12 protein-coding genes are annotated in these 12,531 nt (G+C 67.1%); 7 read left to right on the top strand and 5 right to left on the bottom strand.

Features of this window, described 5'->3' with window-relative positions; genetic code table 11:
- Positions 1–9: 9 nt before the first annotated feature.
- The 3 genes from E4J89_RS19800 to E4J89_RS16605 all read right to left on the bottom strand — a co-directional run bounded on the left by E4J89_RS19800 (position 10) and on the right by E4J89_RS16605 (position 2,343).
- Positions 10–777: a class F sortase gene (locus E4J89_RS19800; RefSeq protein ID WP_240691943.1), complete on the bottom strand. Its 768-nt coding sequence runs from the start codon at positions 775–777 to the stop codon at positions 10–12.
- A gap of 102 nt (positions 778–879) precedes the next feature.
- The gene (locus tag E4J89_RS16610) at positions 880–1,701 is read right to left on the bottom strand and encodes a DUF4397 domain-containing protein (RefSeq protein ID WP_136787331.1); all 822 of its coding nucleotides are present in this window, start codon (positions 1,699–1,701) and stop codon (positions 880–882) included.
- Between the two features lie 87 nt (positions 1,702–1,788).
- Positions 1,789–2,343, bottom strand: a complete 555-nt coding sequence (locus E4J89_RS16605; protein WP_136787330.1) for a dihydrofolate reductase family protein — start codon at positions 2,341–2,343, stop codon at positions 1,789–1,791.
- 189 nt (positions 2,344–2,532) lie between these two features.
- Between E4J89_RS16605 and E4J89_RS16600 the strand changes: the two genes are divergently transcribed.
- The 4 genes from E4J89_RS16600 to E4J89_RS16585 all read left to right on the top strand — a co-directional run bounded on the left by E4J89_RS16600 (position 2,533) and on the right by E4J89_RS16585 (position 6,790).
- On the top strand, positions 2,533–3,048 hold the full coding sequence (locus E4J89_RS16600; RefSeq protein ID WP_136787329.1) for a DUF6328 family protein: 516 nt from the start codon (positions 2,533–2,535) through the stop codon (positions 3,046–3,048).
- Between the two features lie 193 nt (positions 3,049–3,241).
- Positions 3,242–4,735 (top strand): oligopeptide:H+ symporter, encoded by a 1,494-nt coding sequence (locus E4J89_RS16595; RefSeq protein WP_136787328.1) that lies wholly within the window; start codon positions 3,242–3,244, stop codon positions 4,733–4,735.
- Positions 4,736–4,814: 79 nt separating this feature from the next.
- Positions 4,815–6,320: an SDR family oxidoreductase gene (locus E4J89_RS16590; RefSeq protein WP_136787327.1), complete on the top strand. Its 1,506-nt coding sequence runs from the start codon at positions 4,815–4,817 to the stop codon at positions 6,318–6,320.
- 11 nt (positions 6,321–6,331) lie between these two features.
- Positions 6,332–6,790 (top strand): hypothetical protein, encoded by a 459-nt coding sequence (locus E4J89_RS16585; RefSeq protein WP_136787326.1) that lies wholly within the window; start codon positions 6,332–6,334, stop codon positions 6,788–6,790.
- 296 nt (positions 6,791–7,086) lie between these two features.
- Here the strand turns inward: E4J89_RS16585 and E4J89_RS16580 are convergent, their stop codons facing one another.
- Positions 7,087–8,097, bottom strand: coding sequence for a cache domain-containing protein (locus E4J89_RS16580; RefSeq protein ID WP_136787325.1), 1,011 nt, complete (start codon positions 8,095–8,097; stop codon positions 7,087–7,089).
- A complete protein-coding gene (locus E4J89_RS16575) occupies positions 8,094–8,879 on the bottom strand; it encodes a winged helix-turn-helix domain-containing protein (RefSeq protein WP_136787324.1) in 786 nt (261 codons plus the stop codon). Before E4J89_RS16575 ends, E4J89_RS16580 begins: the two co-directional genes overlap by 4 nt.
- 182 nt (positions 8,880–9,061) lie before the next feature.
- Here E4J89_RS16575 and E4J89_RS16570 point away from each other — a divergent pair, with 182 nt between their 5' ends.
- From E4J89_RS16570 to E4J89_RS16560, 3 genes are all read left to right on the top strand, one after another.
- Entirely contained in the window at positions 9,062–10,129 is a 1,068-nt protein-coding gene (locus E4J89_RS16570) for an ABC transporter ATP-binding protein (protein WP_240691942.1), read from the top strand.
- 48 nt (positions 10,130–10,177) lie between these two features.
- Positions 10,178–11,374: an extracellular solute-binding protein gene (locus E4J89_RS16565; protein ID WP_136787322.1), complete on the top strand. Its 1,197-nt coding sequence runs from the start codon at positions 10,178–10,180 to the stop codon at positions 11,372–11,374.
- A 225-nt stretch (positions 11,375–11,599) separates the two neighbouring features.
- Positions 11,600–12,529: an ABC transporter permease gene (locus tag E4J89_RS16560; RefSeq protein WP_136787321.1), complete on the top strand. Its 930-nt coding sequence runs from the start codon at positions 11,600–11,602 to the stop codon at positions 12,527–12,529.
- Positions 12,530–12,531: the final 2 nt, after the last annotated feature.

The following is a 12,531-nucleotide window of genomic DNA, read 5'->3' as shown; positions in this document are numbered from 1 at the left end:
CCGGAAAAGTCAGTCAGGGACCGCTGTGACAACCACATTGTGGCTGTAATCCTGCCGTGCGTCCAGCCACGTGCCGCCGCAGGTGACCAGTTTCAACAGCGGTTTTCCGTCCCGGCGGAACACGGTAGCTGCATCGAATTCGTCCTTGTCCATCAACTCAACCTCGGTAACGCGGTAGGTGAGCGCTTCGGCCTCCGCGCGTTCTACGGTGATGGCTGTGTTGGGCTGAAGCTGCCTGAGCTCGGAAAACGGAGCCAATCCGGAGAGGGTGTCCACGTGGGCTGCGATCACCGCGGTTCCGGTCTCATCCCCCGGCGTCGGGCCATACCGGTACCAGCCGGCCCGGTCAACGGAGTCCGGGATCTCCATCTGGTTGCCCTCCTCAATTCCGACGGCGACCACGCTGAGATCGATTGACGTGCCGGCCACCATCAACCGCGTGGGCGGCGGCGCTTCCTGATCGGCCGCTGCGGGCAACGCACGGTGCACCGGAATGGCCGCCGGGTCCGGGATCAGTGAAGATTCCGGCAGGGCGGATTCACGTGGGGCAGATTCCGGCTGTGCGGATGCCGGTGGCGCCGGGGTGCCCGGGTCCCTGCCCTCCGGTGGGGCGCCGCCCCCTTGACCTTCCACCGGCCGCACGGAAACTGCGTCCGCCGCGGCCGGGGTCGGCGGGATGCCTCCGACCGGCTGGGGTGCGGCACAGCCGGCAGCGGCAACAAGGAGCATGCTGAGCAGGACCCCGGTCCGGGCCGCCGTCGTCGTCGTGTTGGACATGGCACCTTCTTGACGTTTCGGGTGTGGTTTCGCAAGTGGCCGGGGGCGGAGGAAGCCGGTGGCACCCCGGGCAGGCGCCACCGGCTTCGGAGCCCGCCGCAGCTAGTCTGTGGCGCGAATCGCTAGCTTGCGACGGGCGGCGGCGCCGGCGCCGAGGAGCAACAGGACAACCCCTCCGGCGACTGCGGCGCTGGTGTAATCCGGTCCGGTCTCACTGGCCGCACCGGAGCGGCCGCCGGGCACCGCACCCGGCGCCGAGTGGAGCCCTTCGATGTTCTGCACGGCCACGGCCAGGTTGCCGTCGTCCAGGCTGCCCCACGCGTAGACGATGGTGTGGGTGCCTTCCGCAACCGGCACGTCGGCCGGTCCAATCACCGGCTCGGTGGTCCCCGCTGCGGCAACCGAGGCCGAGATGGTTCCCGGGTCCAGGGTGAGCGTCTGTTCGTCCGGATTGGACAGGCCGTTGATCACCGCGGAACCGCCGGCCAACACGTCCACGGCGGGCGCGGCAGCGACGTGGCGCACGGTGAGCTTGCCCTTGCCGGCGTCGATGGTTGAGACGTCGTTGGTGAACAGGTTGGCGGTTGGATTGCCCTCGGCGTCCAGGTTGGCGACGGCGGTGTAGTTGCCGCCGGACTCGAGTTGGACATCGACGGGGCCGATGGCCGGGTTGTCCGCGTTCTCGGCGTCCGAAGCGGTAATGGCCAGCGAATACTCACCCGCAGGGAGCGCCAGCGGCCCGGCCAGATCGCCGGGAGCAAAGTCGTCCAGGGTCCGCTCGCCGTTGACCCAAACATCCACGGTCAGGTCCGGGACGCCGTGCAGGACCGAGAGCTCGGCCTCTTGGTCGGCTGCCTGGGCCGGGGCTGCGGCTCCGAGCGCCAGAAACCCCAAGGCGGAAACAGTAAAAATGCTCTTGCGCATGTGAATCTCTTTCAAAGGCCCGGGTGCACCAGGCGTGTGGCTGCTTACACCCCTACTACTGCCCGGACCGCGTGCTTGGATGCACTTTCATGAAGAATTTTTGGCCGGCCCCAAAACCTTGTAGATGGCGCAGATGAAGGACCGGTTGCGCGCCAGATCAGTGAGCTCCAAGTCGAACTTGCGCGGGAACAGCGGCCGGCCGGAGCCCACGGTGGCCGGCGCGATCGAAAGGACCAGCTCGTCCAGCAGCCCCGCCTCGGCGAACTGGGCGGCAAGGTCCCCTCCACCCACCACGTAAATGTCCTTACCGGCGGCTGCAGCAGTGAGTGCGGCATGGATCGGCTGGATGTCGCCCTGTGCAAAGCGGATGTCCGCGCCGTCGACGCCCGGCAGTTCTGCGTGCGAGAGGACCCAGGCAGGCATCTTGAACGACCACGGTTCCTGCGCCGCCAGCAAATGTTCACGGACCCACTCGTAGGTTGTCCGCCCCATCACCACTGCCCCGACTCCGGAGATGAAGTCGTCGTAGCTGTTCGGGCCGGCGCTGTCGATGTCTTGCTTGAACAGCCAGTCGAGCGAGTCCTTTTCATCCGCCAGGTAACCGTCCAAGGTGGTGGCGGTAAAGAAAATGGTGCGGGTCATGGGGTTCCTCCTGAACGGTCACGAGTCGAGCAGTTCCGGGCAGCCGGCCCCACGCTCCTGGCCGGTCTGACAACAGTGTGCCGGAAGGGCGGTCCGATGCCCACGGTGGCGACCGTCCGAGCCCTTGGAGGGCACCGCCGTCGTGCTTTTCGGCACGCGAGGGACCACCGGAGACGCTAAGTTTTAGGTATGGCTACGGATGAACGCGTTAACGAGGACTCGAGGGGTCGCCACGAGACCTTCGAGGAGAAGCTGGACCGCAACTGGAGTGAACTGCTGCAGGAACTGCGGGTCATGCAGACCGGCGCACAGATCATCACCGCGTTCCTGATGACGCTTCCGTTCCAGAGCAGTTTCCAGGACCTGGCCCCGTACCAGGTGGGCCTGTACATCGGTTTGCTGGTGTTGGCCGCGCTGATGACCGGGTTGATCCTCACGCCGGTGGCGATCCACCGCCGGCTGTTCGGCCTGCACCTCAAGGACGCCACGGTGGCGCAGGGGCACCGGATCGTGAAGATCGCGGTGCTGGGCATCGGGCTGCTGGCCACCGGCTGCGTGGCGTTCATTGTGGATGTGATCGCCGGGGATGTGCTTGCCCTGGCGATCGGCGGCGGGGTGCTGCTGGTGATGGTCTTCCTGCTGTGGATCCTGCCGCACGTGCTGCAGCGCGGGCTGCGCAACAGCGGAGCGGGCACCGAGGACTGACGCTCGGCTGAGGTGCGGCGACTAAGCCGGGGCGGGCGGCGCCGTCGCGGGCGGTACAGGAGCGGGCCGTGCCGGCGCGGGCGGCGCCGTCGCGGGCGGTACCGGAGCGGGCGGCGCCGTCGCGGGCGGTACCGAGGCCCCTGCGGTCAGCTGAACCCGTGACAGGCTTCCGCCCGAGTGGAAGCATGGCCGCATGAGCATTCCATCAGAACCGGCACCTCCCACCGGAGCCCGCACTGATCAGCGCGGTCCGGAAGGGAAAACCTTCTTCGGCCAGCCGCGGATGCTGGCCAACCTGTTCAGCGTGGAGCTGTGGGAGCGCTTCTCCTTCTACGGCATGCAGGTGGTGGTCCTGCTCTACATGTACTTCGAGGTGGCCGAGGGCGGCCTGGGCATCGACGAGGCCGTGGCCACCGGCATCATCGGCGCCTACGGCGGCACGGTGTACCTGTCCACGATCGTCGGCGCGTGGGTAGCCGACCGGCTGCTGGGCTCCGAACGCACGCTGTTCTACAGCGCGATCATGATCATGCTGGGCCATATTTCGCTGGCGCTGATCCCCGATATCCCCGGGCTGGCGATCGGCCTGATCCTGGTGGCCTTCGGCTCCGGCGGGCTGAAGGCCAATGCCACCTCGCTGGTGGGGTCGCTGTACGCGCTCGACGACGACCGCCGGGACGCGGGCTTCTCCATCTTCTACATGGGCGTGAACATCGGAGCGCTGTTCGGGCCGCTGCTGACCGGCCTGACCCGGGACACGCTGGGCTTCCATTTCGCGTTCGCGCTGGCCGCGGTGGGCATGGCCATCGGCCTCACCCAATATGCGCTGACGCGCAAAAACCTGCCGGAGGAATCCCACCTGATCGCCGACCCGCTGCCCCGGAGCAAAATGCCGGTGGTGGGCGGCATCGTCGCGGTAGTGGTGATCCTGATTGTGGTGGCGGTGCTGACCGGACTGGTGAATGCCGGAAACCTGGCCACGGTGGTGGCACTGGTGGCAGTCGCCGCGGCGATCTCCTACTTTGTGGTGATCCTGTCCAGCAAGCACATCAATGAAACAGAACGACGGCGAGTGCTCTCCTTCATCCCGATGTTCATCGCCAGCGCGGCCTTCTTCTCCATGTTCCAGCAGCAATTCACCGTGGTGACGCTGTACTCCGACCAGCGGCTCAACCGGAATATCCTCGGTTGGGAGATGCCGATCGAGTGGGTCCAGTCCATCAACCCGGTGTTCATCATCCTGCTGGCCCCGGTCTTCGCCGCGGTGTGGACGCGGCTGGGTCCACGGCAGCCCATTACGCCGGTGAAGTTCGCCATCGGGCTGGCGATAATGGGCTTGGCCATCCTGGCCTTCATCCCGCTGGCCGGCGGCGGGCCGAACACCGCTCCCCTGCTGGCCATGGTGGGGATCCTGCTGATGTTCACGCTGGCCGAACTCTTTATCTCCCCGGTGGGGTTGTCGCTGTCCACCAAGCTGGCGCCGCACATTTTCCGCACCCAGATGGTGGCGCTGAACTACCTTTCGGTTTCGCTGGGCACGGCGCTCTCCGGTGTGCTGGCCGGCTTCTACAACCCGGAAAACGAAGTTCCGTACTTCGGCGCGATCGGGCTGGTGGCACTGGTACTGGCCGTGGCGCTGTTCCTGGCCGCGAAGCCGATCAAGAGCCTGATGAGCGGGGTGCACTAAGCGTGGTGGAGACCCACACGGTGGTCGACCAAGCGAGCGCGAGCGAGTGCGTGGAGACCCACACGGTGATGGCGGCGCTGTGGTGACGCCGCAGCGGGTGCTGGTCACCGGGGCCACCGGCTATATTGGCGGCCGGCTGGTTCCGCGGCTGCTGGCGCGCGGGTACGCGGTCCGCGTGCTGGTCCGTTCCCCGGGCAAGCTCGCCGCCGTGCCCTGGCATGACGACGTCGAGATTGTGGCCGGGGATCTGGCGGACGAGGATGACGCGCGGCAGGCCTGCGCGGATGTCCAGACCGTGTTCTACCTGGTGCATTCGATGGCCTCCGGAACCGACTTCGAGGAACGCGAGCTGGCGATGGCGCGCACTGTGGCCGGTGCCGCTGCTGCTGCCGGGGTGAACCGCATCGTTTATTTGGGCGGGCTGCATCCGGAGAACGTCGAACTCTCCCGCCACATGCGCTCGCGCGCCGCCGTGGGCCGAGCGCTGCTGGAAGGCGAGGTGCCCGCGGCAGTCTTCCAGGCCGGCGTCGTGATTGGCTCGGGCTCCGCGTCCTTCGAGATGATCCGGCATCTGACCGAAAACCTGCCCTTCATGCCGGCGCCCAGCTGGGTGCGGCGCACGGTGGAGCCGATTGCCATCCGCGATGTGCTTCACTATCTGGAACGTGCGCCGGAGCTGCCGGCGGGGCTCAACCGTACCTTCGACATCGGCTCGCGGGAGCGGATCACCTACGCGGGCCTGATGTACGGGTATGCGCATGAGGCAGGGGTGGGGCGGCGGCTGATCTATGCGTTGCCAATTCCCGCTCCCGCACTCGCCGGCTGGTGGGTGGCGCTGACCACGCCGATCCCCCACGCCATGGCGGTGCCCCTGGTGCAGTCGCTGCAGCATGATGCGGTTTCTGCCGAACACGACATTGACCGCTATATCCCGCAGCCCGACGGCGGACTGACCGGCTATCGCATGGCGGTGCAGCTGGCGCTGGGGAAGATGGCCAGCGGTGAGGTGGAAACCAGTTGGACCAACGCGTCCGGCGCGCCGCCATCGGACCCGCTGCCTAGCGACCCTGAGTGGGCTGGCCAAACCGTGTTTGTAGACAACCGGGAGCGGGGATCCGAGGTTCCCGCGGAGGACGTCTGGCGGGTGATCCAAGGGATCGGCGGGGCGAACGGCTGGTATTCGTGGCCGGCGGCGTGGGCGATCCGCGGCGTGTTGGACAAGCTGGTGGGCGGCGCCGGACTCACCCGTGGCCGCCGCCATGCCGGCCGGCTCGTCGTAGGCGACGCCGTCGACTGGTGGCGGGTGGAAGCCATCGAGGAGGGCGCCGAGCGCCGGCTGCTGAGGCTGCACGCGGAAATGAAGGTGCCCGGGCAGGCCTGGCTGGAACTCTCGGTGGCCCCCAAAGACGGCGGCAGCGTGTACCGCCAACGCGCCATCTACTTCCCCAGCGGGCTCTCGGGAAAGCTCTACTGGTGGCTGGTCCTGCCGTTCCACGGTCTGATCTTCCCGTCCATGGCGCGCAACATCATTCACCGGGCCGCCGTCCGCGAGCAGACTGCTGACGCAGCGGCCAACGTCGGCTAAATTGACGGAGTATGAACCCCGACGACGGACCACTGGAACGCTACCGACGCCCCCAGGGACTCGACGACGCCACGGTGGAGGCGTTGGGCAAGCTCTCCGAGGCGCTGGAAATCATCGAACACGCCCGTGGGCATCTCCACGCGTTCCACCGGCTCACCGGCAAGGCCGACTTTGCCCTGGGCGACGCCGTCGAGTTGCTCCGCAAGGCCGGGCACCACGAACTCGCCGAGCGGATCAACGAGGAATTGGTGGGCCGGAACGTGATCGAGGGGCGCTGGACCTTCCAGATCATCGACGAGTACGACGAGACCTACTACGGCCCGTGCAAGGAACTGGAACTGCAGGCCCGCGAGAAGCTGGCCGACGGCCGTAAGCACTTGTTCGAAGCCGAGATGAAAGAGGACCGGCGCACCCACGGGTTGAAGAACCACGAGGCAACACCTCCCAGCCTGCGCGGCCACGGCTCCTAAGGTCCGCCGCCTGCTGGGACCGCGAGGCCCAGCAGATTTCTGCACACCGTCGGCAGTGGGCCTCCAAGCCGTGTGAAGGATGCGCCACATTCGCTGGCGATTGACCAGCATTCCTCATGCTTGCCTGGAGTCAGGCCTACAACTCCGCCCGTTCGAGCGAACCAGCACCAGTTTTGCTTACCGGCCGGAAGGCAATGTGGCGCATCCTGTACGCACAACCACCGCAGGTTGCCTACGGAACGGCTTCCAGATTGGACGGTCGGGCAACGCCTTCGGGGATTGGACGGTCGGTCGGGCTAGCCCTCCGGGTAGACAACCGCCAGCGGCAGCCGTCCGCACTCCAGAACCGTGAGCTTGAGACCCGGGTAGTGCTCACCGCGGGGCAGGACGGTCCTCGGCGCAGCGGGCAGGCATGCAACCGCCTCGAAGCCACTGGACGATTCCGCCGCGGCCAGGGCCTCCGCGGCAACCCCACCCTGCTCGTCCGCCATGGACTGCACCGCCCCCGGTACCAACAGCGCTCCGGCCACTCCAGCCTCCATCGCCCCCGGTGCCAACAGCGCTCCGGCCGCTTCAGCCTGCACCACCCCCGGCACCAGCAGCGTGCCGGCCGCCTCAGCCTGCACCACCCCCGGCACCAGCAGCGTGCCGGCCGCCTCAGCCTGCACCGCCCCCGGCGCCAGCAGCGTGCCGGCCGCCAGTTGCGCGTCGGCGGAGACCACCACCCGGCCCACATGGTTGACCAAGCTTGCGGCCGGGTGCAGTTTCTTCAGCGCCGGCAGCAGCAGCCGTTCCAACGATTCAACAAAGACGTCCGCACCGGCCACGCCGACCTTGCGCCCGCCGGCAGCCACCGGGACCGTCATGGTCATGGTGTATTCGTCGGTGCAGAGGAAGTCCACGTAGGGCCCGGTCACATGCGGCAGGCCGGTTGCCATCGGCCTGGTGAACCATTCGCGCCGCATATAGGCGTCGGACGCGGAGGCGAGCGCAGGCAGCACCAGCCGCTCCATGGTCTCGCCCTGCCACCACGCCATATGCCACGCCGCGTCCGCCACCACTTGGTCAGCGGCCACAAAACCGGCGCCCACCACGGGCCACTCGCCGCGCTTCACCAGGGCAGCGGCCAGCGGCTGCATGGTGGTGGTGACCTGTTTGCCACCCGGCGGCCGCGCCGGATCGGCAAAAAGCTCTGCCAGAACCGGTACCCAACCCGCTACCTCGGCCAGGATCTCTTCGAAGAATCCGGTGACGTCGGCCAGCGGCTCCGCGTGACGTTCTGCAGCCAGTTCGGCCGGTGAGCTCATCCCGTTCTCCTTTGATCGGTAGCGGACGTGGGGTCGGCGGGCCGGTCGGTCAGCCGGGCATGTTCATCAATCAGTGCCGAGAGGCCGGTGTGGATCTGCGCCGTCACGGTTTCGCGGGCAGCCGCGGCATCAGCGGCTGCGAGCGCGTCGGCGATGCGTTCGCAGTACGCCACCATGGCGGCGTCGAACTCGTCGTCCTCATGCAGCAGCGACATCAGCGGGCCAAAGTCTTTGTAGAGCCGGACGAATTCGCGGGTCAGCCGCGCCGACTGGCTTAAGGCCGCCAGTTCCAGGAGGAACTCGCCGACCACGGCGCCGCCCACTCCCGAGGGGTGCGAACCGTGCAGGATCCGCCGCAGCGCCTCGGCGTCGTCGGGGTCGGCAAAATCCGCGGCCAGTTCGGCCGCAGTGGCGGCGATGGCCCGGTAGTGGATGGCCAAATCGCGCAGCTCCACCCGGCTCATGCGGCCCAGCCGGCCACGCACCAGCTCGGCTCGCCGGCCGGTCGGAACGGTAACGAAAGTTCCGCCGTCTCGGCCCCGTCGGGTGGCCACCAGCCCCCGGGAACGCAGCCCCACCAGGGCCTCCCGGGCCGTCACGGTCGCCACGCCCATCGACGAAGCCAGCTCCGCCTCGCTCGGAAGCCGGTCGCCGTCGGCCAGCACGCCGGCGGCAATGCCCTCCACAATCCGGTCCTCCACGCGCTGCGCCTTGCCGCCCTCACCCAACGGGGCGAAGACCGCAGCGAGCAGCCGCTGTCGTGGCGGGGAGTCCTTGGGCATGCGGTAGATCCTTCCAGACGGATCGGTCGCTGATGGTACGACGCGGTCATGCGGAGCCGCTCCGAATATCCGTAACAAGAAATTTACACGATGTGACCCGCTTTACATTTAACATCTGCTTTCATAGGTTAACGCAGGACGAAGTAACCCGCACCACATCAGACTTGGGAAAGGATCCAGCCGTGCAAGCCACAGCCACCTCCGCAACCACCGCCCCGGACGGCACGGCGGCCACCGCTACACCGGCCATCTCGCTGCGGCAGGTGGTGAAGACCTTCGGCGACTTCACCGCCGTCCAGGGCCTCGACCTGGACATCCAGCAGGGCGAGTTCTTCTCGCTGCTGGGCCCTTCCGGCTCCGGCAAAACCACCGTGCTGCGGATGATCGCTGGCTTCGAACTGCCCAGTTCCGGCCGGATCGACCTGGCCGGACGCGATGTCACCCGCAAGGCCCCGTTCGAACGCGACGTGAACACCGTGTTCCAGGACTACGCGCTCTTCCCGCACCTCAGCGTGGCGCAGAACGTGGAGTACGGGCTGAAGCTGCGCAAGACGCCGCGGACCGAGCGCCGCAAGCTGGTGGCCGAGGCGCTGGAGATGATCCGCCTGCCGCAGGTGGCCGACAGGCTTCCCTCGCAGCTCTCCGGCGGCCAGCGCCAGCGCGTCGCCCTAGCCCGGGCCCTGGTCCTGCGCCCGCAGGTACTGCTGCTGGACGAACCGCTCGGCGCCCTGGACAAGCAGCTCCGTGAGCAGATGCAGGTGGAACTGAAACAGATCCAGCGCACCGTGGGCATCACGTTCGTCTTCGTCACGCACGACCAGGAAGAGGCGCTGACACTCTCCGACCGGGTAGCCGTGTTCAACGACGGCGTGGTGGAACAGGTTGGCACCCCGGAGGATCTGTACGAACGCCCGGGCAGCCGGTTCGTGGCCTCCTTCCTAGGTAACACGAATCTGGTGGAAGGCGCCCTCGCCAAGCAGCTCACCGGTTCCGAGGCACTGCTGAGCATCCGCCCGGAACGGATCCACGTCCGCCGGCTGGACGAGCCGGTGGACTCCGACGGCCTATCGACCGTGGAAGCGGTAATCGAGGAGATCATCTACACCGGTCCCTCGACCCGCTACGTGGCACGCACCGCCGGCGGCCAGCACCTGATTGTCCAGGAACAGAACGACTCCCGGGCCTCCGGCGCCCAGCGCGGCGACCGGGTCCGGCTCCAGTGGTCCTCCCGCTTCAACTACACCGTCTAGACCTGCACCACTCGCATCAACTACGCACCTGAAGGAAAGGCACCCACCATGAAGATCACCAAGGCACTGCCGCTCGCGGCGCTCGCCTCGCTCTCGCTGGTCCTGGCCGGCTGCGGCGGCTCCGCTCCCGCGTCCTCGGCCGGAGGCATCGAGGTTCCGGACATCCCCGCCGCCACCGAGGTGGGCGAGTCCGAAGGCGAAGTCAACATCATCGCCTGGGCCGGCTTCGTCGAGGACGGCTCCACCAACCCCGACGCCGACTGGGTCAGCGAATTCGAAGCCGAGACCCAGTGCAAGGTCAACCGCAAGGTCGGCGCCACCAGCGACGAGATGGTCCAGCTGATGCGCACCGGTGAATACGACCTGGTCTCCGCCTCCGGCGACGCCTCGCTGCGCCTGATTGCCGGCGGCGACGTGGCTCCGATCAATACCGATCTGATCCCGAACTTCGGCCACATTGTGGACGGCCTGAAGGGCCAGATTTACGACACACTGAACGGCAAGAGCTACGGCGTCCCGATCGGCCGCGGCGCCAACGTGCTGATGTACAACACCGAAGCCGTACCCGAAGCACCGGACTCGTGGGCAGCCACCTGGGACCCGAGCAGCGAGTACGCCGGCAAGATCATGGCCTACGATTCGCCGATCTTCATTGCCGACGCCGCGGTGTACCTGATGGCCACCCAGCCGGACCTCGGCATCACCAACCCCTACGCGCTGGACCAGGACCAGCTGGCCGCAGCGGTCGAGCTGCTCAAGTCCCAGAACAAGATTGCCGGCGAGTACTGGAACGACGCGCTCAAGGCAGTTTCCTCGATCTCCTCCGGCACGGCGTCGCTGGGCACCGGCTGGCAGGTCATCGTGAACATCGCCCAGGCCGACGGCGGCAAGGTCGAGTCCGTGCTGCCGAAGGAAGGCGCCACCGGCTGGTCCGACACCTGGATGCTCTCGTCGAAGTCCAAGAACCCCAACTGCGCCTACCAGTGGATGGACTGGGCGTCCTCCGCCGAGGTGAATGCCAAGATCTCGCAGAACTTCGGCATGGCCCCGGCCAACGCGCTGGCCTGCGAGGGCTCCAAGGAGAACGAGGAGCACTGCGCCACCTACCACGCCACGGACGAGGCCTACTATAAACAGGTGTGGATGTGGACCACGCCGGTAGAGCAGTGCGTTGACGGCCGCACCGACGTCACCTGCACCAACTACCAGGAGTGGACCAAGGCCTGGACCGAGGTCAAGGGCTAGCCCTCCCCCGGCGGCCCATCCAGAGGCAGGGGTGCGGCGCGCGGTGAGCACCGCCGTCGTACCCCTGCCGGGGAGGCACTTCCCCAGCACGACGCCGGTGCCCGCCGGCCGTGTGCACCGCACCTTGATCAACAACGCACCTTGATCACCACACGTTGATCAGCACCGCACCTGATGAATACCGCATCTGAAGGAGGATCGGCGGCCAGCCCGCCGGAAACCGCCATGGCAGCACCCACGATCGAACCGGAAGCCGAATCCGGCACCGCCCCGGCGCCCGGCAGCACGCGCGGCGGACTGGGCGACAAGCTCTCCCGCCTGCTTTACGCGCGGCCCAAACTGCGGCTGACCGCGCTCCTGACCCTGCCGCTGGCCTGGCTGGGCGTGCTGTACATCGGATCGCTGATCCTGCTGTTCATCACCGCGTTCTGGACCACGGACACCTTCACCTCCAAGGTGATCCCGGCGTTCACGCTGGAAAACTTCATCGAGATCCTCACCGTGCAGGCCTACCAACTGACCGCGCTGCGGACCATCGGCATTGCGCTGGCCGTGACCGTGCTGTGCGCGGTGCTGGCGCTGCCGCTGGGTTTCTACATGGCCAAGGTGGCCTCGCCGCGGATGCGGGCAGTGCTGGCCATTGGCATCACGCTGCCGCTGTGGGCCGGGTACCTGGTGAAGGTGTTCTCCTGGCGCATCACGTTCATGAGCGGCGGCCCGCTGGACTGGCTGCTGGCACCGCTGGGCATGACCGGGCCGGGCTACGGCACCACGGCGCTGGTGATCACGCTGGCCTACCTGTGGTTCCCGTACATGGCGGTCCCGGTGTACTCGGCTTTCCGGCAGATCCCGGACAACCTGTTCGACGCGTCCTCCGATCTGGGCGCGAAGGCCTGGTCCACGGTGCGGACGGTGGCCATCCCGCTGCTGAAGCCGGCGTTCATCGCTGGCTCCATCTTCACCTTCTCGCTGAGCCTGGGCGATTACATTGCCGCGCAGTTCGTGGGCGGCAAGACGCAGGTGATCGGCACCGTGATCGCGTCCAACATCAACCTCAATCCGCCGCTGGCCGCCGCCTTCGGCACCGTGCCCATTGTGGTGGTTGTCCTGTATCTCTTCCTGGCCCGCAAGTCCGGCGCCCTCAAGCAGCTTTAGGA

It is taken from the genome of Arthrobacter sp. CAU 1506, assembly GCF_005047635.1.
In the GTDB taxonomy this organism is placed as follows: domain Bacteria; phylum Actinomycetota; class Actinomycetes; order Actinomycetales; family Micrococcaceae; genus Crystallibacter.
The sequence above is the reverse complement of the archived record's forward strand: the minus strand, read 5'-3'. Positions and strand labels throughout refer to the sequence as shown.